Raw genomic sequence first — 22,054 nt, 5'->3', positions numbered from 1 at the left:
CATGAACTTCCAGCATCTTGACTTTGCGTTTCCAGAAATTTATTATATGAACATATACTCATATTTTGCATACCTTATAAAAAACGTTTGTTTGGAAAGAAGGAATGGAGATGGAGGAGCACCGCATAAAAGGTCTTACCTGCGCCAACTGTACACGCGAGCTGGAAGAACAGATTCAGAAGCTGGAACACGGGGCGGAAGCCAGACTCAGCTATAACAGCGGCAAGCTGACCGTGGACAGCCGTATATCCATGCCTGCGGTCGAGAAGATTTTGAGCAGCGACGGGGCTTATTTCGTCAAACCCCAGCCTGCGGGCGGGCATTCGCACGAGGGGCACGGTCACAGCCATAACGGCCACTCGCATGGTCACGACCACGGCCACGACCATGATCACGGAGGACAATCCAACCGGGCGATCACCCGTAATCTTGTCATTTCCGCTGTGCTTTTCGCTATCGCGTTTTTCACGGACGGACGGGTGCCCGCTTATGTATCCATTCCGCTGTATCTGATCATCATGGCGCTGAGCGGTTACATGACGTTTGTTAAAGGCGCCAAAAACCTGTTCCGCCTGAAATTCAACATCGATACGCTGATGACTATCGCGCTTGTTGGAGCTATCGTGATCGGGGAGTGGAAGGAAGCGACGCTTGTCGCCATCCTGTTCGGTCTGAACGAGCTGCTCGAAGGAATGGGAATGGAAAAAGCCCGCCGTTCCATGGAAACGCTGCTCCAGGTAGCTCCGAAAGAAGCGGTGCTCTTGACGGACGGCCAAGAAACGGTCGTCCCGATCGCGTCGCTTAAGATCGGAGATCTCGTTCAGGTCCGCTCCGGACAGAAAATTCCTTCCGACGGCATCGTGGAAGAAGGCAGAAGCTCGGTCAACGAAGCCGCGATAACCGGTGAATCTCTGCCGGTGGAGAAAGCGCCCGGCGAGAAGGTGTTCGGAGGCAGCATCAACAACGAAGGGCTGCTTAAAATCCGCATCGAGAAGGCGTATCAGGATTCGTCCCTGGCGAAAATCCTTCATCTCGTCGAAGAAGCGCAAGAGACGAAAACGCCGACGGAGCTGTTTATCAACCGCTTCGCCAAGTATTACACGCCGCTTATTATGATCATCTCGCTGCTCGTCATCGTCATTCCGCCGCTGTTCCTTGGCGGCAGCTGGTCGACGTGGCTGTATCAGGGGCTGGCCGTTCTGATCGTCGGCTGCCCGTGCGCCCTGATTTTGTCCTCGCCGATCGCCATCGTATCGGGCATTACCCGCAACGCCCGCCACGGTATTCTGATCAAGGGCGGCGTATTCCTGGAGCAGCTGGGCAAAATCGATACGCTCGCGTTCGATAAAACCGGCACGCTGACTAAAGGGGAGCCGCATGTGGAGAAAACTGTCGTGCTGGATGAGCAGAGGTTTTATCCGGTCGCCGGTGCTATCGAGAAGTCTTCTTCCCATCCGCTGGCCAAAGCGATCATGAAGGAAATCGAAGCGAAGGGCATACGGGCCGAAGAGGCCGACTCTATCGAAACGGTATCCGGCAGGGGAGTCGTGGCGAGCTTCCAAGGTGAGCGCTACTGGCTCGGCAACGAGAAAAGCATCGAGCACCTGCGGATTCCGGCGGATATTCAGCAGCAAATCGACTCTCTGAAAGAAGAAGGACTTACTTTAGTTATAGTCGCCGATCAGGAAAAAGTGCTTGGCATGTTCGGAATCTCCGACGAGATCCGGGAAGAAAGCCGCGAAGTGATCGCCGCCCTGCACAAAGCGGGCATTCATAAAACGGTCATGCTGACCGGAGATCACCGGAAGACTGCGGAGAAAGTCGCCAAAGCCGTCGGTGTAAGCGAGTATTACGGCAATCTGCTTCCCGAACAGAAGGTCGACAAGATCAAGGAGTTTGCCGCGCAGGGAACGGTTGCCATGATCGGGGACGGCATCAACGACGCCCCGGCTCTCGCTTCCGCGCAGCTCGGTATCGCCATGGGTAAAGGTACGGACAGCGCGGTGGAAACCGCCGACATCGTGCTGATGCAGGATCACCTCGGCAAGCTGCCCGAAGCCATCTCGGTGGCGCGGCAGGTGAACCGGGTGATCAAGATGAACATCAGCCTGGCACTCGGTTTGAAAGCCATCGCCCTGCTGCTGACGATCCCCGGACTGCTGACCTTGTGGATCGCTATATTGTCGGACATGGGAGCCACCATTTTCGTCACGCTGATCAGCTTGACGGTTCTTATCGAGAAGAAGCCCTCTTCATGATCTTAAAACAATAAAAAAAGTGCTCCGCACCGGGTGCGGGGCACTTTCTTATTGCGCGGCGGAGAAGGGACTCCCTTAACCGTAATGTTTTTGATATAATAAGCCGTATGGAAACGAAGGCGGTGAATGGATCATGCAAAAACCAATCGAAGACCTCTGTGACGAATCCTGCGCGGGGACGGAACCGGACGGGACCGCTCTGGAGCATGCGAAAATGAACGAATCCATGGCCGTTAACATGGCCGAAATGTTCAAGGCACTCGGAGATCCCACGCGCGTCAAAATTATCTATGCGTTATCCCAGCAGGAATTGTGTGTCCACGATCTGAGCGTCGTGCTGGAAATGGGGCAGTCGGCCGTTTCCCATCAGCTCCGGTATTTACGGAATGTCCGGATTGTCAAGCGGCGCAAAAGCGGCAAAACCGTTTTTTACTCCCTCGACGACGATCATGTGAAAGAAATTTTCCGCCAAACCCTGCAGCATCTCGTGCACGTATAAGAAACAGAGTATCTATTCTCCGGAAATAGATACTCTTTTTTTTGCAGACAAAGGGAAGATGATCATAACCTCGGACCCTTTGCCGACTTCGCTGGCAAACCGCATTTTTCCGCGCATGGCATCAATCAGGCGGGTAGTGACCATGAGGCCGAGCCCGGTCCCCCTGCTTTTCGTCGTATAGAAGGGAGCTCCCAGCCGCTGGATTTCTTCCTTGGTCATGCCGCTCCCGTTGTCGGTGATGGTAATAACGGCTTTTTGCTTGCGGATATGACCGTGAATCCGGATAAGACCGTCCGTCTGGGTCGACTCGATTCCGTTTTTGATCAGATTGACGAACGCCTGCTTCAGTTTGGAAGGATCTCCTTCGATAAAAATATCGTCCTCGCAGGAAAGCCGGATGACGGCTCCCGACATGCTGGCGTAAGGTTCGAGCATCGTCACAGCCTGGTGAAGCGAATCGCCGATATTGATGATGCCCGTTTCGGTCAATTCGGGTTTAGCGAACAGCAGAAATTCAGAGATAATTTTCTCGGCCTGATCGAGTTCACCGATGGCGATGTTTAAATAGCGGCCAAGCTTCTCGTCGGCTTCCTTCTGTGAAATCTGGATATAACCGCGCGTCACTTGAAGCGGATTGCGGATCTCGTGAGCGACGCTCGCGGCCAGATCGCTTAGATGCTGGAGCTTCTCGGCTTTCTGGATTTCGATACTCATCTGGTCATGCCGGAGCATATGCTGAAACCACAGGATGAGCAGAACCGGCAGCAGAAGCTGTACGACTGTAAGAAGACTTACTTGCGGCAGCAGGTCCTTCCAGACAAAACCGTGATGCGAAACGATGTAAGACAGCCAGAGGAGCAGAGCGGCGGTGCCGATGCCCGCGTACAAGAGCGACAGGGCGATTTTTTTCCGCGAAGGATATTGGTAGAAGACCCGTGCTCTCAGCAGGACGGGAACAAATCCGGCCGCATAAAGGATAGCGTCCGAAACACCGAAAGACGGGAACATCATACCATGAAAAATCAGCATCATCCCGAGCGCCGTAAACCCGCCGTAATACCCTCCGTACATAAATGCGAGCAGAAGAGGAACGCCTCTTAAATCCCAATAAAAATCGGGAACGAGATACATGACCGGATAGCTTATACTGAAAATCCCGGAAAATCCCATCAGGATTCCCATCAGAAACCGGTTCCGGATTTTTTCTCTTTTGTAATATCGGGTTAGCATAAAAATCTGGTAGATATGGGGCGGAAATGTCATGATGAATAAATGGACTAGGATATCTTTCACGGGCCGCACTCTCTTTCTGAAAGAAAAAAGAACTCAGATTCCTATTATGGAGTTCTCTGGCAGATAATGCAATAAATAATGATGTCGTTCGGGCGGAAAATCATCAAATACTGGTGAACATGGAGGATTATTTCACCAAGTTGTTGAATCTTTCAGAACAAGCCGGAGGTGTTGTGAATGAAAATACTCGTCAGCCAGCCTAAGCTGGAGCGGAATCTGGAACAACTGCAAGCGGAACTGAAGAGATATCCCGACGTGACAGCGGTTGTTTTCCCCGAAGGATATTTGCATTCGAATTTGCCACAGGCATGTGAGCTAGCAGCCCATACACGTACGTGTCTGATAAGCGGATCTAAAAATCCGAAAGATCGTGCCGTGATCATTAACCGGGAGGGTGAAGTGGTGATGGACCGGGCGAAATATAGCGGTTATATATCCACGCTGGTAGAAGGGCTGGTTATCACTCCGATTTTGTGTGACGAACTGATTCTCCATGAGGTGGGGGAAGCGAACGGTCCCCAGACCGATTTGTTTGTTCAGCCGATCGGCGTCGGCATGTTTAGTGATGAACAGTTCGAAGAATGGGTTGCAAAAGCGAAAGAAATCGCCTCCCGGCATCAGGCCATGGTTATCGGGACGAGTCATGCGGACGGGTCCTTTCGGGGCAGTGAAGTTTCGCTGCCTATCTCGTATTGGATGGACCGGGACGGCAATCCGCTGTTTATTTCCAAATGCGATGTGCGCAGCCGTATCGTGGATCTGCGCACCAAAGAAATCACGATCTGCAAGGATGACGTAAAGGAGGATTCTTGTGAGAACAGATAGAGAAGCTTTAAAACCCGAAGTGCAGGCGTACCTTAACCGGATCGGTTACGAAGGGCCGCTGGATGGCAGTCTGGAAGCGCTTGCCGGGCTGCAGGAGCAGCATCTGCATACCGTTCCGTATGAAAATCTGGATATTCTGAACGGTGTTCCGCTGTCTCTGGACATAAAACGCCTGCACCACAAAATCGTCGAGCGGCGGCGGGGCGGCTACTGCTTCGAGCTGAACGCCCTGTTCGGCTGGCTGCTGCGTCAGCTCGGTTACCCCGTGACCGATTATGTCGCCCGGTTCTGGAGAGACGAGACGCAGCTGCCGCCAAAGCGCCGGCATCACGTGCTAAAAGTGGAAGCGGAAGGAGTCAGCTACTTATGCGACGCAGGTGTCGGGGGCATTGTGCCGAGAAGGCCCGTCCGTCTCGCCGAGAAGCTGGAGCAGCGGCAGGGCGAAGAGCTGTACGTCATGGAGCGGGACCCCGTATTCGGCTGGGTGCTCTGCGAGAAGCATCACGGCAGCTGGAGGCGTATTTACTCGTTCACCGAGGAGCCCCAGCTGCCCAAAGATTTTGTCATGGCCAGCTTCTGGTGCGAGCACAGCCCGGACTCCATTTTTACAAAAAATGCGATGGCTGCCATCCGGACGCGGGAAGGACGAAATTCTTTGTCCGGCAAGGAGTTCAAGCTTTTCACGCCCGAAGGCGTACATACGTTCATTCCTGAAAACGATGCCGCCTACAAGGAAGCTCTGCTTACCTATTTCGGCATTCCGTCAGAATAAAGCTTGCATAAATATGCCGCGTTGTGTATAGTCAATTCTAAGTTAACCAATTGAATATGTTGGGAATAGGTGCCCAGCCCCTCGGGGGAACTGGAGCTTAAAAGGGAAGTCCGGTGAAAAACCGGCGCGGTCCCGCCACTGTAACAGAGGAGTCAAGGCGAACATGCCACTGGTTTTAGACCGGGAAGGCAGCCGAAGATGATGATTCTGGAGCCAGGAGACCTGCCTGTTCTGACAGCACTGCTTTACCTACGGGAGATAGGGAGGTGTTAAAGTACGGGCCGCTGTATATACAAACAGAGGGCGTCTTTATCCTTGTCTGCTTCGGGGATAATGACGTCCTTTTTTTATTTTATCAGGAAAAAAAGCAACGAAGCAGAGAACTCATGCAAACATCCAATTCAAGCGACTATCAGGAGGTCAAGATCATGAACGCATTGACAAGCAGCAGTTTGGGATACCCGAGGATCGGAGCGGGACGTGAATGGAAGAAGGCGCTGGAGTCTTACTGGGCCGGTAAAATCGGCGAAGAAGAGCTGACGGGCAAGCTGGCGGAAATCCGTTTGGGAAATTTGCGCAAGCAGCGGGAGAAGGGCATTGAGCTTATCGCGGTCAACGATTTTACGGGATACGACCATGTGCTGGATACGGCCGTCATGTTCGGCATTGTGCCCGACCGGTTCACTTACGAGAGCGGTGAAGTGCCTTTGCGCACCTACTACGCGATGGCGAGAGGCGAAGAGGGAGCGGCCGCGTGCGAAATGACGAAGTGGTTTAACACCAACTACCATTATATCGTGCCGGAACTTCAAGGGGCCGAGCCGGAGCTGGTCGAGAACAAGCCTCTTAAAGCTTATCGCGAAGCGAAGGAAAAGCTCGGAATCCAGGGAAAGCCCGTGCTGCTCGGACTGTTTACGTTTCTGAAATTGTCCAAAGGCTATGCGGATACGGAAACCGATGCCTGGATCGACCGGCTGCTTCCGCTGTACGGCCAAGTGCTGGGAGAGCTGGAGCGCGAAGGCGCCGAATGGGTGCAGATCGACGAACCGGTGCTGTCGACTAACATAAGCGCCGGTGATATGGAACGAATCGAACGGATCTACAAAGCTTCGGCCGAGGCGGCTCCGGGACTGAACATTATGCTCCAGACCTATTTCGAAACCGTCGAACATTACGGCAGGGCCGTACGGCTTCCCGTAAGCGGGATCGGGCTTGATTTCGTGCACGGAGGTGAAAAGACGCTGAAGCTTCTGAAGAGCGAAGGATTTCCCGACGGCAAAATTTTGGGAGCGGGTATCGTGGACGGCCGGAATATTTGGCGCTCCGATTTGAAGGAGAAGCTGGATACGCTTCAAGATATTTTGGCCGTCGTCCCCCGGGAGCAGGTGATTGTCCAGACGTCGTGCAGCCTTCTGCATGTGCCGGTGTCCACCGTCCTCGAAGATAAGCTGGAACCGGCGCTGAGAGACGCTCTTGCCTTCGCCGACGAGAAGCTGGAGGAGATCGTCCTGCTGGCGAAAGCGGCGGTGTCCCAAACGGCGGAAACCACGGAAGCGCTCCGGCGGAATGAACAAGCGCTTGCCGCCCTGCGGTCTTCCGAAGCCCGCGGCAACAAAGCCGTACAGGCGGCCGCTCTGCAGCTTCAGAAAGTACCGGCGGCACGAAGTGTGGGCTTCGGCGAGCGCCGGGCTTTGCAGCGTGAGAAGTGGAAGCTGCCTTTTCTTCCGACGACAACAATCGGAAGCTTCCCGCAGACAGCGGAAGTAAGACAGGCGCGGTCCAAATGGAGAAAAGCGGAATGGACGGACGAGCAGTACAAAGCGTTTATCCGGAGCGAGATCGGGAAATGGATGAAGCTGCAGGAGGAGCTGGACCTGGACGTCCTCGTGCACGGGGAATTCGAACGGACGGACATGGTGGAATTTTTCGGCGAAAAGCTGGACGGCTTCGCCTTCACTCGCAGCGGCTGGGTGCAGTCCTACGGATCGCGCTGCGTAAAACCGCCGGTCATATACGGCGATGTGGCCTTTACCCGGCCGATGACCGTCGAAGAAACGGTCTATGCCCAGTCGCTCACGACGCGTCCCGTGAAAGGGATGCTGACCGGACCGGTCACGATTCTCAACTGGTCGTTCGTCCGGGACGACCTGTCCAGAGAAATCGTCGCCTATCAGATTGCCCTCGCTCTGGAGAAGGAAGTGAAAGCTCTCGAAGATGCGGGAATCGAAATGATTCAAATCGACGAACCCGCTGTCCGCGAAGGCCTGCCTCTCAAGAAAGAGAAGCACGAGGCTTATCTCGACTGGGCGGTCAACGCCTTCCGCAGCACGACCGCGAACGTCCTGGCCACGACGCAAATTCATACGCATATGTGCTATTGCGAATTCCACGACATGATCGGATCTATCCGCGATATGGATGCCGATGTCATCTCTATCGAAACTTCCCGCAGCCACGGGGAACTGATTCAGAGCTTCGAGCAGAACACGTACGAGAAAGGAATCGGTCTGGGTGTCTATGACATTCACAGTCCCAGAGTTCCTTCCGTCGAAGAAATGACGAGCATGATCGAGCGGGCGCTGCGCGTACTCGACCCGCAGCTGTTCTGGATCAATCCCGACTGCGGACTCAAAACGAGAGGCGCCGAGGAAACCGTGGCCGCCTTGCGCAACATGGTGGCGGCCGCCAAACAGAGCCGGGAAACGATGGCGGTTTCTCAAGGCTGACCGGTCTAAACCAAGGTTCGGCTGTCCCAGGTCCGACCATCGTAACCCCCAAAGCCATTCCGAAATTCGAGCCTCTGTCCGGCAATATACTGGGCAGAGGTTTTTTTCAAGCGGGAAGAGAAGAAATGCAAGAAAGTGAGTTTCCAAACCGTTGGAAGAAACCCGTAAACATGGTAAGATAGGAGGATAAACGGCAAAAGGTAAGACCGTCATTCAGGAGGTATCATGGCTAAGGCAAAAGTAAAACGTCCGACCCGGGATGAGTTTGAGCTGGAAGAACTGGGAAACCGTCTGGTGGAAGCCAAGAACGAGGATTCCTTGATTCTTCTTACGGTATGGGGCTGGGAAGAGCAGGTCTACGGCAGAATTACGGTCATGGATCCACGGACAAGACTCGTACACGTTCAGGACGGCGAACAGCTGACGAAAGTTCCTTTTATGGACATTATGCAGGTGGATAACGCCTGATTTACGCTTAAAAGCACCCTTCCGGGTGCTTTTTTACTTGGTACGGAACGAATAGAATGAGGCCGCTCTGGAGAAGTTAGGAGAATAATGGTAAAAGGAGCTAATCCACGTGAACGAAACCAACTCAAGATCATCCGCCGCTTTCCCCCAGTTTCCGGAATCGTACTGGCTGGCTTCCGCGAAGATTCCCTCTTATTCCAGGCTGAACGAAAATATCCGGGTGGACGCCGCTATTGTCGGCGCAGGGATAACGGGCCTGACGACGGCCTACCTGCTGGCCATGAAAGGCTTGAAGGTCGCGGTTCTGAACGCGGGCCGCATTTTACACGGGACGACCGGATATACGACCGCCAAGATTACGGCCCAGCACGATTTGATCTACGATCAGTATATGACCGATTTCGGCGAAGAAAACGCACGATTGTATTATGAGGCGAACCGGGACGCTCTGCAGTTCGTCCGTCATCTCGTCAAGGCGGAGAACATCCAGTGTCAGTTTGAAGAACAGGACGCCATCGTGTACACGGAGAACGAATCCTCTCTGCACAAAGTGTTCAAGGAATACGAGGCATACGAGAAACTGGGAATCCCGGGAGCTTATGCGGAAAAAACAGCCCTGCCTTTCGAGACGAAAGGCGCGGTCGTGATGAAAGATCAGGCCCAGTATAATCCCGTCCCTTTTTTGACGCACCTGGCGGAACAAATCGTACGGAAAGGGGGACGGATTTACGAGGATACGACCGTAACCGGCTACGAGCCGGGAAGTCCGTCCGTTCTCCAAACAAGCGGAGGGTTTACCGTCAGCAGCACGCATGTCGTGGCCGCTTCCCATTTTCCTTTTAACAACCTGCATGGGCTGTATTTTGCGCGTCTACATGCGGAGCGTTCTTACGTACTCGCCGTCAAAACGGACAAGCGCTATCCCGGCGGCATGTACCTGAGTGCCGACAAGCCTAAGCGTTCCCTGAGATCCGTGCTGATTAACGGAGAGCCGATGGTGATCGTGGGCGGAGAGGGCCACAAGACGGGACAAGGCATCTGCACGTTCCAATATTATGAGGCGCTTGAGAAATTCGCCAGGGAAACCTTCGGGGTAAAAGAAATCGCGTACCGCTGGTCGGCTCAGGACCTGTACACGCTCGACACGATCCCCTATATCGGCCAGGAGCTGGATGACGTTCCGAATCTGTACGTCGCCACGGGCTACAAGAAGTGGGGGATGAGCACGGGCATTGCCGCCGCCCAGTTGAACGCGAAGCTCATTCTCGGGGAAGAGAGTCCCTATAAGGACTTGTTCTCGCCCTCCCGGTTTCATGCAAAACCGTCGGTTAAAACCTTTATCGCGCAAAACGCGAACGTCGCCAAAGAACTCATTACCGGCAAGCTGGAATTCCCTTCGAAAGAACCCGGCGAGCTCGGGGAGGATGAAGGGGCCGTGGTGCGGGTCCGGGGAAAAAGAGCGGGCGCTTACCGCGACCGCGAAGGCAGCCTGCACGTGGTCGACACGACCTGTACGCATATGGGCTGCGAGGTCGACTGGAACGAATCCGAACGGACATGGGATTGTCCCTGCCACGGCTCCCGCTTCGCGTATACCGGCGAAGTGATCGAGGGTCCGGCTTTGAAGCCGCTGTCTAAAGTAGAGCTCGACGATTAGACCTCGGAATACACAAAAACCGCTCCGGTAAGGAGCGGCTTTTTTTGCGTGTTTTTTTAAAGAGGCGTGAAGCGGTCTTCTGGCTAATGACTTAGAAGTAATCCGAGAAATACGGCTGGTCATTCGTAATCAGCTTCTCCAGCAGTTGAACCGATTCTTTATCCGCATGAAACCGGCGTATCCGCTGCAGGTAAGAAGGCCGCTTGTAGCTCATCAGCATCGTGGTCAGAGTCTGGATATCGAAGGATGCGGAAGGTGCTCCGCCCCCGTCGGCCAGCCGGCCTTGTCCTTCTTTGTCCACGGTCAAAGTGAACGTTCCCTGATTCCATTCCAGCATCGGATCATGCAGATTGAAGGTCAGTTTGCATTCTTCGCCCTGTGCCTGGAACGGATACTGTTCGATAAACTGGCTTACATCCACGATCCGGGCCATGAAATAAGGCGCGATCGTTTCCTTGATATCCCCGTCCTCCAGAAGGAACGACATCGGCTCGTCCTTATAGGTGTGGCCTTTTACATAGGTGACCATAGAGAAATGCGCGCTTATAAAATTCCACAGGCCCGTCCGGGCTTCTTCGTCAAGAAAAACCATTTCCTTCATATGAAAAATTTCACCCGCAATCCAGTACAGCAAAAATCCGGACGGCTCGTGATCGGCATCGTAATAAATGGCCACGGTCATGTCATCGAGATCCCAGCGTAAATATTCTTCCCAGGCCAAATTGTTGCGCAGCATGGCGGCGTGATTTTGCAGGGCGAAGCGCTGGTAGACGCTTTTGATATCAGGGTGTTCAATCGTTACCCGTTCCACGTTGCCAGGGACCGTTTTCAGCTTCGGCAGCTGCGTGTCTTTGACCTCAAACGAAATTTTATCGGAAATAATTTCCCAGCCCTTGCGCCGGTAATAAGGAATGGAATACGGATACAAATAGGAGATGGACTGCCTGCGTCCGCGCATGTTAGTGAGAGCCTGCCGCATCAGCTGGTTCATCAGCCCCATATTGGCATATTCGGGATAAGTGCCGACGCCGGTCAAGCCGCCCATATCGTACAGCCGGCCAAAAATATTGACTTGAAACGGATACACGGCAAGCTGGGAAATCAGTTTGTCTTCGTCAAACCAGCCCAAAACATCGGCCTGCTTCAGCACCGGCAGTTTCGCCTGGGCGATTTCCCGGTCTTCCCAGCCGAACGTTTGCAAATCATGGTTTGTAACCTGGAACACATAACGGAGCAGCTGGTTGAACTGTTCTCCGTGCTGAGGCTCCACGCTTTTCATTTTGAGTCTTTCCTGCAGTTTCCGGCGGCTCATCGTCGCACCTCCGTATCGGGCGTTCATTATATAGGATCCCATCGGATGGACTCCCAATTTCCAGCTTACCCTTTTCGACCGGGGTGTAATCAGCGTTCAAAGAGAGCTATGAGGGAACAAACAGGCTGCTAACGATTAAAGTTGGAAATAAGAAACGAGAACGGAAGCGGCAAAACCGAGCACGGCGCAAATAAAAAAGACAGAACGGAAAGCGTGAAAAAAAGGCTTTTTGTCGCGTTTTGGAGCGAAATACTCCTCGGCGTCCGGAGGCTGTATGTGTCCGTCTTGCGTGCCAGTCAGATTAAACCTCGTAAAAATACCGCTGGTGCATCCCCAAACCAACAGGGAAATCATCGAGCCGATGAACAAATCATCCGAAAGAGAGCCGGTCATTCGTTAACCTCCTGAATTAAAACGTATTTCCTGATTATAACAAAAACTTAGCGGGCTCAGGGGCTTTTTTTCTCTTAAGAAAAAGCCTCCAGAAAGAACTGGAGGCTTTGGTCCGGCCTTAGGACTGGCCGGTTTAATTATCGTTGAAATCAATTGAATAAAAGCGGTATTGGCGAACTGACAAATATCCGAGGATAAGCATGGATAAGTAATCGCGCAAAACGATGCATGCCCGCCTGGCTCACGTGACAGTGGTCACCACCTGGCACCAGCCGCCGGAAGCCTCACGCAGCGCAGAAGGCTGCGAACCGGAGGGGCCGCCTCCGGCTCTGCCTAGACCGGCCTGAGGGCAGGCCATTCCAGCTCGATGCCGGCTTTGACCAGATGCGCCTGGAATTTGGCCAGTTCGGCCGGATCGGCGCGCAGTTCGCTTGGCGTCATGCCGTTGTCGATGCAGTAAGCGGCGCAATGGCCGGCCGCTTCGCCGATATTCCACTCGACGGGATGAAGCCGGTAGCAGCCGTTCGTGATATGCGTGACCCCGATGTTCTTGGCGGCGGCCAGAAGGTTGCGCACGCGTACCGGGATGAGGCTGCCGAGCGGAATTTGAAACGGCAGGGAGGAGACGTCGATATACGGACGGTTCTCCGTGCTCGGATGAAGATCGATGCGGTAGCAGCCGATTCCTACGCTGTCGGGGAACGCTTCGGCACGGCCGTCGGGTCTGCTGGCCGTGGCGACGTGCTGCTCCAGTACGGTAAACTGTGCCTTGATCCGCCGGGATTCGCGGATGTATGGATACATCGCCAGGCCGTCCTCCGTGCCGACGACATCTTTGCGCAGACGCAGGCCGGGGTAGCCTGTGCCGCCGTCCGGGCGGGGCGCTTCCGTCTGCAGCCAGTACAGGAGAGAGAGCGACAATTGCTTGGCCTCGTACAGGTGCTTCTGCTTCTCTTCCTCGGAGACGTCGATGATGGAACCGAGCCAGTAATCGTTTTGCGGCCAGTTGACGAGCGATATGCTGCTGCGGTAGGTTCCTTCGCGGAAATGCTCCTTGTCCGCGATCTGCCGGTACCGGAACAGGGAGAAATGCTCCGTCCCCGGAAAGATCTCATACCGGACCGGCTCGTTCGTGGCCGGTTTCACACCCGTCAGGCTGAGCAGACGGTCCGGCCAGAAATCGGCTTTATACGCTTTCCAGAATTCGTACATGTCGGGTTTCTCTATGACGTGATGCTCCCCTTCCAGATAATCCACCGCGAAGCAGTACGTAAAGCCCTGCATATCTCCGGGAAGCGGATCTCCGGCCGGCGCGTTCGGCTCTCCGGTTTCCGCGTAAGATTCCGCGCCGGTCACATACTCGGCGTCCGCAAGGGGCAGCAGATCACCGCATTCCGTTGCGTCCAGGAAGTAGGGAGCCTTGAGGACGGTCAGCATACCGCTGTCCAGGCTCTTCACCTCCACGGATGCGATTGCGTCTCCATACGTTTCCGCGCGGACAGGAATATGTCGGAGCAGGATCGTCACTTGTCCGCTGTGAACGTAAGGAGCGAGCATCTGCTGGAGAACGGCCAGCGCCGTTCTGGGCTCATGGCATAACCGGCTGACGGAGCCGCTGCCCGGGTTAAGCTCCGTAATCGCTTTGGATTCGGGTGTCATCGGGAAATTATCCCGGTAATAGCTGCGGACGCCATCACGGAATTTGCGGTAGGTACGGGTGCAGCCGAATTTTTCGATCCACGGGTGTTCGTCGGGCGGTACCGCCTGACTGGTGAGCTGCCCGCCGATCCATACGGTTTCTTCCGTCAGGATGACGCTTTTGCCCGACTCGGCCGCTGCGAGCGCTGCGGCGAACCCGCCCGTTCCTCCTCCGATAATGACGACATCTGCCTGCTGTATGGGGGTCATGGGATTATTCTCCTTTGGTCTGGACAAGTTGGTTGAAATTTTCATAGCTTTTACGGATTCCTTCGGCTTCGTCTCCGGTTCCTTCGTATTCAAGGACACAGGCACCGCTATATCCCGCTTCCTTCAGCCTCGTGACGATCGAGTCCAGCCGGACGTCTCCTTCTCCGGCGAAGACGCCTTCATACGTTTTGCCGCTGAGCGCTTTATATCGTCCTTCCGGCGTCTCGGCAAAATCTTTAATATGCACATGCCCGATGTAAGGAAGCAGAACATCCAGCGCATGGAGGGGCTGCTCGTCCACGAGCAGGAAGTTTCCCGTATCGAAGGTCGATTTCAGGGCCGGTGAATCGACGCGTTTTAAAATCTCCAGCACCTGATCGCCTTTACCGGCCAGCTTGCCGTGATTTTCCAGGCATAGGGTGATGCCGGCTTTTTCGGCCGAAGCGGCCGCTTCCCGGAGACCGGATACAATCCAGTCGAGAGCGGAATCGAACGTAAAAGCGTCCGACAAATTCCCCGAGAAAACGCGGACAACCGGCGCGCCGAGCATTCCAGCCGTTTCGATCCCGTCCGTCACCACCCGGAGAGCTTCGGCTCTTTCGCCGGGAGTCCCTTTTACGAAATCGTTGCCGACGGCATAGCTGGACAAGGTGATTCCGTTTTCTTTCATAAAGCTAAGCACTGCCGGAAGTTCGGCTTCTTTATCTTTCCAGAAAACATCGAGAAGTTCCACCTGCCGGATGCCTTCCCTCCGACAAAAAGCGAGAAAATCCAGGACGTTCCCCTGATTCTCGCGGGTCGTGCGATGCATGCTCCACATGCTTAAAGACAGCTTCATCAAGTTGGTTCCTCCAGGTTGACAGGCCCGCTGCGGGGCGAATTTATTTCATTGTAAAAGGAGAGCCTCCCTCTTAGTAGGTCAATGTCATGACCATTTCTGGTAGTTTGATGCCGACCTTGAAGAGAGGCTTCCCGTTTGACGCCGATTCCGCAAAAATTTTCCGGGAGCGGGAGAGGAGTCCAATAACGATAAACGCACGGCGCATACGATGTATTATCCCAACTAAAGAAAGGGTGTTAACGCATGGGTTATGTCGGAGGAGCAGGCGTTGGAGCGGGCTACGGAATCAAATACACCAGCACGGCTGTAATTTTGGTTCTCTTCATTCTGCTGGTTATCGTTTCCCGCACGTTCTTGTACTAGACGTCACTCGGCAATCGGAATCCCTGCCCCAGAGGCGGGGATTTTTGTGTCGGTCGGATGGCAGCCGGCTGTTGAAAATTGTCGCATGGCAAAAAATGTAACGATCTTCATTTTTTCATATCCGTTTGGCTTTACCCCAAACAGGTTACTAAGTAGAAGAGTTCATTTCCTAAACGATCAAAGGAGGTTGTCCGATGAAAAAAGACGATCAGCGCGAACCTGTAAACGAACAAAGCAAGGATAACCAGCTTGAACAGTACCGGGTGGACGATTCCGGGCAGAAGTTGACGACCAATCAAGGCCTTCGGGTCAGTGAAGATGAGCACTCCTTGAAAGCAGGGGTACGCGGTCCGACTTTGATGGAAGATTTTCATTTCCGGGAAAAAATGACTCATTTCGACCACGAGCGTATTCCGGAGCGTATCGTACACGCAAGAGGATTTGGAGCGCACGGCTATTTTCAGGTATACGAACCTATGACGGAATATACAAAAGCGAAATTCCTTCAGGATCCTTCCGTGAAAACGCCGGTTTTTGTTCGTTTCTCGACCGTTGCCGGGTCGCGCGGCTCTGCCGATACCGTCCGTGACGTCCGCGGCTTCGCTACGAAGTTTTATACGGAGGAAGGCAATTACGATCTCGTCGGCAACAACATGCCCGTCTTCTTTATCCAGGACGCGATGAAATTTCCGGACTTTGTCCATGCGGTCAAACCGGAGCCTCATAATGAAATCCCGCAGGCCCAGTCCGCGCACGATACGTTCTGGGACTTCGTGACTTCCAATACCGAGACGGCTCATATGGTAATGTGGGCGATGTCGGACCGTTCGCTTCCGCGCAGTTTCCGGATGATGGAAGGTTTCGGTGTACATACGTTCCGATTCGTAAACGAACAGGGCAAAGGCCACTTCGTCAAATTCCACTGGAAGCCTCTATTGGGCGTACATTCCCTTGTGTGGGACGAAGTGCAGAAGCTGGCGGGCAAAGATCCGGACTTCAACCGCAGGGATTTGTGGAATGCCATCGAGACGGGCAATTACCCGGAATTCGAGTTCGGCGTTCAGATCATTAAAGAAGAAGACGAATTTATGTTCGACTTCGATATTCTCGACCCGACCAAGATCTGGCCGGAAGAGCAGGTTCCGGTGAAAATTATCGGTAAAATGACGCTCAACCGCAATACCGACAATTTCTTCGCCGAAACCGAGCAAATCGCTTTCCATCCGGGACATGTCGTTCCGGGGATTGATTTTACGAACGATCCTCTGCTTCAAGGCAGACTGTTTTCTTATACGGACACTCAGCTTTCCCGCCTGGGAGGGCCGAACTTCCACGAAATCCCGATCAACCGTCCGGTCGCTCCCGTGCACAACAACCAGCGCGACGGCATGCACCGGATGACGATCAACCGCGGTCCGGTCAGCTATCACAAAAATTCTCTGGCCAGCAACTCTCCGGAGCCCGCGTCCGAAAAAGAGGGCGGCTATGCCCACTATGCGGAGAAGGTGGAAGGCCGCAAAATTCAGGCGCGAAGCGACAGCTTCAAGGATCATTTCAGCCAGGCGACCTTGTTCTGGAACAGCATGTCTGACGTGGAAAAACAGCATATCGTGAACGCTTTCCGCTTCGAGCTCGGCAAAGTGAAAACGAAAGAAATCCGCCAGCGGGCCGTCGATATGTTCAGTCAGGTAAGTGTGGATCTGGCGACACGGATCGCGGCGGGAATCGGCGCCAAAGCGCCGGAAGGCGCGGCCGATAACGGCGTGGCGCTGTCATCGCCGGCACTCAGCCAGATGAACACGGTGAAAACACCGCTGACCCGCAAGGTGGCCGTGCTGGCCGGCAACGGCTTCCGCGGCAAAGAAGTGAGCGGCATGCTCCAAGCGCTGAAAGCGGCTGGTCTCGTACCGGAGGTGGTCAGCGTGCAATTGGGCACGATCGTGTGCGACGGCGGAAATCCGCTGGAAGTGGATCATTCCCTGCTCACGGCCGATTCCGTCCTGTTTGACGCCGTTTATATCGCAGGAGGGCGTCAAAGCGCCGACGAGCTTCTGGCGGATTCCAAATCTGCGGACTTCGTTAAAGAAGCCTTCCAGCACTATAAGACCATCGGTGCTGTCGGTGAAGGCGCGGAGCTTCTCGCCGCAGCGGGAATTGCCGGTTCTTCGGAAGCAGGAAACGCCCAGGCTGCGGCTCCGGCTGCGCCGGAAATTCAGCCGGGTGTTCTGACGGCGGAGTGTGCGGACGAAGCTGCCGGCTTCAGCCGTGATTTCGCGGCGGCCGTCGCCCAGCACCGCCACTGGAACCGCAGTCTGCATTCGCAGGCCAAGTAAGAAGGCGGAGGAACCTGTGCTTCTATCGGCAGGCTTGAATGCAAGACCCCTGACCATTCAGGGGTCTTTTTGCTTTTTTTCCGGTGGGCAGAGGAGGAGGTGGAAATTAAGGGTTGTCAAAACTAATCGCATTAGTTATTATAAAACTAACGATATTAGTTTTGAAAACGGAGGAATAATCGATGAAAATTACGCAAGCAGGAAACCTGTATCAATTAGCTTTTTTACCCCGGCTTTTCCCGGTAAACTGTTATCTGGTGGAAGAAAAGGACGGACTGACGCTCGTAGACGCGGCGATGCCTTTTAGTGCCAAAGGCATTATGAAAGCCGCCGGGGAGATCGGCAAGCCGATCAAGCGGATCGTCCTGACGCATGCCCATGACGATCATGTCGGCGCTCTCGACGAGCTTAAGAAGACCCTGCCACATGCGGAGGTATTTATCTCCGCTCGTGACGCGCGGCTGCTCAAGGGAGACGTTACTCTTGATGCGGATGAGCCTCAACTGCCCGTGCGCGGGGCCGTTCCGAAGAAGGTGACAACAGTCCCCGACGTGCTTTTAAAGGAAGGTGACCGGATCGGCTCCCTGCTTGCCTTATCGACACCGGGACATACGCCGGGCTCGATGAGCTTTCTCGATGTGCGGAGCAATGCCGTCATTGCGGGTGACGCTCTTCAGCTCAGAGCGGGGATAGCGGTTTCCGGTCAAGTTAAGCTGCTGTTCCCGTTTCCGGCCTTGGCTACCTGGAACAAATACGAAGCGCTGGAAAGCGTCAAGAAGCTCCGGCATTATACCCCGTCTCTGCTTGCGGTCGGCCATGGAACGATGCTGCAAGACCCTGCCGTCAAGCTGGATCTGGCCATTTCCGCCGCCGAACGTAATCTCGCAACCGCGTTGAACGGAAGGAGTTCCCTGTAAATGTCACCCAGAATCGGTCTCGATGAACAAACGCTTCTCAGAGCGGCTGCCGAGCTGGCCGACGAACACGGCTTTGAGGCCGTGACCCTGGCCTTGCTCGCAAAAAAGCTCAACGTGCGCTCTCCGTCTCTGTACAATCATATCGAAGGACTGGGTGCTCTGAGGGCCAAACTTGCTCTCTACAGCCTGACGATTCTTCACGGCGATTTGGCCGCTGCCGTCGAAGGATCGGAAGGGGATGAGGCTGTTTTTGCATTCGGGGCGGCTTACGCGGCCTATGCACGCCAACATCCCGGTCTTTACGAAGCGACTCTCCGCGCACCCGGCCGGCAGGAGATGGAGCTGGAGCGCATTTCGGCGGAAATAGTCAGCCTTATCGTCGGAGTGCTCGGCTATTACGGGCTGGAAGGAGATGCGGCCATCCACGCGACAAGAGGACTCCGCAGCATTTTGCACGGCTTCTCGTCCATCGAGCGTTCCGGAGGCTTCGGGATGGCGCTTTCGGTGGAGGAGAGCCAGAAGCTGCTTATCTCGGCTTTTCTGGCGGGTATTCATGTGATGAAACAAGGGGAAACCGGGCCGTTAGATTCTGCTTCGGAATAGAAGGCTCTTCCAGCCGCAACGGATTTCGATCCGTATTTCTCACCGCGCGAAGCTCCCGGAGCTCGTTGCTCGGCGTCACGCATAGTTCATGTACAAAAAGAAGCCTTTAGGGCTTCTTTTTATTTTCCAGTAAAATGGATATAATTCTCCCTCCATCATGCGAATGTCCCCCTTGTGGAAAACGCTTCCATATTTAAAAATAAGAGCATGGCTTCAGCGCCGACACCGGTATAAGCTCCTTTCATTTCGGGAGATTTTATACAATTTACAAGGAAGGAGACGATAGAATCTTTACGCCTGCCAGGGAAGGCAAGGACCGCACAAAATCCAAATAGTGAAAGGAGTTATTTTATGCACGCAACGCAAGCGTACGGTAAGAAATTACTCCCATTGCTGCTGCTGGTCACCTTATTGCTCAGTTTACTTCCCATCTATCCCTCGACATCATCGGGAGCGGCCGCCCAATGGGCGCCGAACACGGCTTACAAAGCGAAAGATCTTGTTTCCTACAACGGTGTGACGTATGAATGCCTGCAGCCCCATACTTCCTTGAACGGTTGGGAACCCCCGAACGTAGCTTCACTGTGGAAAAAATCGTCGGACCCTACACCGAGCCCAAGTCCGAGTCCAAGCCCAAGCCCGAGTCCAAGCCCAAGCCCGAGTCCCGGACCGAGTACAAGTCCAAGCCCGACTCCAAGTACGAGCCCAACTCCAAGTCCTAGCCCGGGTACCGGTGCACCCTCCTGGCAGGCCGGCACCGCCTACAAAGTAGGCGATCTTGTGACTTATAACGGCAAAACGTATAAAGCTCTCGCCGCGCACACCGCGCTCGTTGGCTGGGAGCCTGCAACGACGCCGACGCTCTGGAAGCTGGATTCTTCGGATCCGACCAAGCCGGAGCCGACGACGCCTTTCTGCGCCCCGGACTGGAGCGCTTCGAAAATTTACGCCAAAGGCAAAATTGTCGGCTATAAAGGCAAAGCTTACAGAGCCCTTAACGATGTTCATGGCATCGCGCCTGACGACACGACCTATAACATGTGGGAGGTAGCCGGCAAGATCAGCAACGATCTTTGTCCGGTATCCATCCCGAACAACATAGATTACGGCACGGCTAATCCGGGAACCGGCAACACGAACGCCGGTAAACTTAACCCGACGGGAGCCGTCAGCGCGGGCCACCCCGTATCCGGTACGGGAACGGGCGGCACCAAGGGCGGCATCGATCCCGCCACGGACCCCGGCGGCAACCATCCCGGCTTTGACGCCGACAACGGCGGCCGGGTCGCCAAGCTTCCTTCCGGCACACTGCCGACGCAGCACAACACGTATGAAATGAGCGCCGGGCAGGAAGTGGTCGAGTACCTCGGCGACTGGGCCATCTACGGCCGCCGTTTCGATTTCACCAAGCTTCCGGTGAAGAACGTGAACCGTCTCGTCTACGGCTTCGCGGGCATCTGCTTCCCGGCTGCCCAGAACACGCAGGACCCCGGCTTCCCGACAACTGCGCCGGCTTCGGTCAACCGGACGTGCAAGCAGAGCAGCCTGCCTGACGGAGCGATGGCCATCGCGGATTTTGAAGCCGCTTTCCTGCGTACGCTTCCGGGTCAGACGGGAGGCAAAATCACGGGAACCGAGAGCATGTACGATCTCGATCCGAACGATGTCGCAGGCGTTTTCGGCGCGCTTTATCAGCTCCGCAAAGCGAACCCGCACCTGAAGCTGGATCTTTCCGTAGGCGGCTGGACGCTGAGCGAAGGCTTCCCGTGGATGGCTTCCGACACGACGCGCCGTAAGGCGTTCGTCGATTCCGTCGTCCGCTTCCTGGAACAGTTCGGCTTTGACGGCGTCGACATCGACTGGGAATATCCCGCTTCCGACGGTGCCGTCATAGGGATGGCACGCAAAGACGATCCCGAGAACTATATCAAACTTCTGAAAGAACTGCGGGCCGGCCTTGACTGGCTCACCAAGAAAACCGGCAAGGAATACCGCCTGTCGAGCGCGATTCCGGCCACGGAAGACAAACTGGCCAAGATCGACTGGGCCGAAGCGAGCAAATATCTTAACCGTCTCTACGCCATGACCTATGACCTGAGCGGAGCCTGGGAGCGGGAGCTCGGCCATCACACGCCGCTTTATCCGAACCCGAACACCAAGGACCCGGCCACAGGCAAGCACGTCGATCTGTCCCTGGATACGACTGTCAAGCTGCTTAAAGGATACGGCGTTCCGGCCAACAAAATCATGATCGGCATCGCCAACTACCATCGTGCCAAGGCAATGAAAAACGGAGACATTACGGAATACACGAACGGTTTAATCGGTAAATCGACTTTCGGCGACCTCGCCTGGAAAGGCAAAAACCTGATCCTCGGCATAGCCGGCGTTGGCTCATGGGAAGCCGGAGTCGTCGAAGGTTACGATCTCTATCAGAATTACCTGGATAAAGATCTGAAGCCTAAGAACGGTTATAAGCTTTACACCGACAAAGCGGCCAATGCCGATTATCTCGTAAATCCGATCGGCTCGTTTATCACCGTCGAAACGCCGCGCACCGTCGCGCTCAAAACGCAGTATGCCAAGGACAACGGGCTTGCCGGTATTTTCGGCTGGCAGATCGAGCAGGACAACGGCTACAACTTGAACGCGCTGAACCATATTCTCGGCAATAAGCTTGTCAGCGATGTCGCGGACGGCAAGCCGAAGGATCAGATTGCGGTTTGCGGTCAGAACGTGACCGCCGCCGAGTGCGATCAGCTTAACGCAAGCCTGAAGAAATAAAAGACGAAGCGTCGACATCCGTGTCATTCCGGCGATCGGGCCGGTTAACCCTTAAAGCCACAAGGTCATAAACGGTTTCTGCGGACCCTTCCGCGGTTGTCT

General features: G+C 54.6%; 17 protein-coding genes and 1 riboswitch. Of the genes, 12 read left to right on the top strand and 5 right to left on the bottom strand.

The annotated features are described in order from the left end of the window. Positions 1–110 precede the first annotated feature (110 nt). Both C4S74_RS20475 and C4S74_RS20470 read left to right on the top strand, forming a co-directional pair. A complete protein-coding gene (locus C4S74_RS20475) occupies positions 111–2,258 on the top strand; it encodes a cation-translocating P-type ATPase (RefSeq protein WP_103997184.1) in 2,148 nt (715 codons plus the stop codon). Between the two features lie 133 nt (positions 2,259–2,391). Then, the gene (locus tag C4S74_RS20470; RefSeq protein ID WP_103997182.1) at positions 2,392–2,757 is read left to right on the top strand and encodes a metalloregulator ArsR/SmtB family transcription factor; all 366 of its coding nucleotides are present in this window, start codon (positions 2,392–2,394) and stop codon (positions 2,755–2,757) included. A 12-nt stretch (positions 2,758–2,769) separates the two neighbouring features. Here C4S74_RS20470 and C4S74_RS20465 read toward each other — a convergent pair whose 3' ends face one another. Further along, complete coding sequence (locus C4S74_RS20465) at positions 2,770–4,050, bottom strand: ATP-binding protein (protein ID WP_103997180.1); 1,281 nt, start codon at positions 4,048–4,050, stop codon at positions 2,770–2,772. Between the two features lie 177 nt (positions 4,051–4,227). On the opposite strand from C4S74_RS20465, the gene C4S74_RS20460 reads away from it, so the two are divergent. The 5 genes from C4S74_RS20460 to C4S74_RS20440 all read left to right on the top strand — a co-directional run bounded on the left by C4S74_RS20460 (position 4,228) and on the right by C4S74_RS20440 (position 10,498). Then, positions 4,228–4,875, top strand: a complete 648-nt coding sequence (locus tag C4S74_RS20460; protein WP_103997178.1) for a hypothetical protein — start codon at positions 4,228–4,230, stop codon at positions 4,873–4,875. Next, positions 4,862–5,647 carry an arylamine N-acetyltransferase gene (locus C4S74_RS20455; RefSeq protein ID WP_103997175.1) on the top strand — a complete coding sequence of 262 codons (786 nt, stop codon included), beginning with the start codon at positions 4,862–4,864 and terminating at the stop codon, positions 5,645–5,647. Before C4S74_RS20460 ends, C4S74_RS20455 begins: the two co-directional genes overlap by 14 nt. A 50-nt stretch (positions 5,648–5,697) precedes the next feature. After that, positions 5,698–5,892: riboswitch (cobalamin riboswitch) on the top strand. 183 nt (positions 5,893–6,075) lie between these two features. Further along, positions 6,076–8,373 carry a 5-methyltetrahydropteroyltriglutamate--homocysteine S-methyltransferase gene (gene metE / locus C4S74_RS20450; RefSeq protein ID WP_103997281.1) on the top strand — a complete coding sequence of 766 codons (2,298 nt, stop codon included), beginning with the start codon at positions 6,076–6,078 and terminating at the stop codon, positions 8,371–8,373. A 225-nt stretch (positions 8,374–8,598) separates the two neighbouring features. After that, a complete protein-coding gene (locus C4S74_RS20445; RefSeq protein WP_103997173.1) occupies positions 8,599–8,841 on the top strand; it encodes a YolD-like family protein in 243 nt (80 codons plus the stop codon). A gap of 109 nt (positions 8,842–8,950) precedes the next feature. Continuing rightward, positions 8,951–10,498 carry an FAD-dependent oxidoreductase gene (locus C4S74_RS20440; protein ID WP_103997172.1) on the top strand — a complete coding sequence of 516 codons (1,548 nt, stop codon included), beginning with the start codon at positions 8,951–8,953 and terminating at the stop codon, positions 10,496–10,498. Positions 10,499–10,589: 91 nt separating this feature from the next. On the opposite strand, the gene eis is transcribed toward C4S74_RS20440, so the two are convergent. The 4 genes from eis to C4S74_RS20420 form a co-directional block, all read right to left on the bottom strand. Continuing rightward, on the bottom strand, positions 10,590–11,810 hold the full coding sequence (gene eis / locus C4S74_RS20435; protein ID WP_103997170.1) for an enhanced intracellular survival protein Eis: 1,221 nt from the start codon (positions 11,808–11,810) through the stop codon (positions 10,590–10,592). A 135-nt stretch (positions 11,811–11,945) separates the two neighbouring features. After that, positions 11,946–12,203, bottom strand: a complete 258-nt coding sequence (locus C4S74_RS20430) for a hypothetical protein (protein WP_103997169.1) — start codon at positions 12,201–12,203, stop codon at positions 11,946–11,948. Positions 12,204–12,536: 333 nt separating this feature from the next. After that, positions 12,537–14,111, bottom strand: coding sequence for an FAD-dependent oxidoreductase (locus tag C4S74_RS20425; RefSeq protein WP_103997167.1), 1,575 nt, complete (start codon positions 14,109–14,111; stop codon positions 12,537–12,539). A gap of 4 nt (positions 14,112–14,115) precedes the next feature. Beyond that, entirely contained in the window at positions 14,116–14,949 is an 834-nt protein-coding gene (locus C4S74_RS20420) for a sugar phosphate isomerase/epimerase (RefSeq protein WP_103997166.1), read from the bottom strand. A 246-nt stretch (positions 14,950–15,195) separates the two neighbouring features. Here C4S74_RS20420 and yjcZ point away from each other — a divergent pair, with 246 nt between their 5' ends. From yjcZ to C4S74_RS20400, 5 genes are all read left to right on the top strand, one after another. Beyond that, the gene (gene yjcZ, locus C4S74_RS26855; RefSeq protein ID WP_219819069.1) at positions 15,196–15,315 is read left to right on the top strand and encodes a sporulation protein YjcZ; all 120 of its coding nucleotides are present in this window, start codon (positions 15,196–15,198) and stop codon (positions 15,313–15,315) included. A gap of 194 nt (positions 15,316–15,509) precedes the next feature. Continuing rightward, a complete protein-coding gene (locus C4S74_RS20415; protein WP_103997164.1) occupies positions 15,510–17,648 on the top strand; it encodes a catalase in 2,139 nt (712 codons plus the stop codon). A gap of 182 nt (positions 17,649–17,830) precedes the next feature. After that, entirely contained in the window at positions 17,831–18,565 is a 735-nt protein-coding gene (locus C4S74_RS20410) for an MBL fold metallo-hydrolase (protein ID WP_103997163.1), read from the top strand. Next, entirely contained in the window at positions 18,566–19,168 is a 603-nt protein-coding gene (locus tag C4S74_RS20405; protein WP_103997161.1) for a TetR/AcrR family transcriptional regulator, read from the top strand. A gap of 351 nt (positions 19,169–19,519) precedes the next feature. Then, positions 19,520–21,952 (top strand): glycosyl hydrolase family 18 protein, encoded by a 2,433-nt coding sequence (locus C4S74_RS20400; protein WP_103997160.1) that lies wholly within the window; start codon positions 19,520–19,522, stop codon positions 21,950–21,952. The last annotated feature ends 102 nt before the right edge of the window (positions 21,953–22,054 follow it).

The organism is Paenibacillus sp. UNC499MF, from assembly GCF_900107975.1.
Taxonomy (GTDB): Bacteria; Bacillota; Bacilli; order Paenibacillales; family NBRC-103111; genus Paenibacillus_F.
Note: the sequence above shows the minus strand (reverse complement) of the source record. Positions and strands in the feature narration are given on the sequence as shown.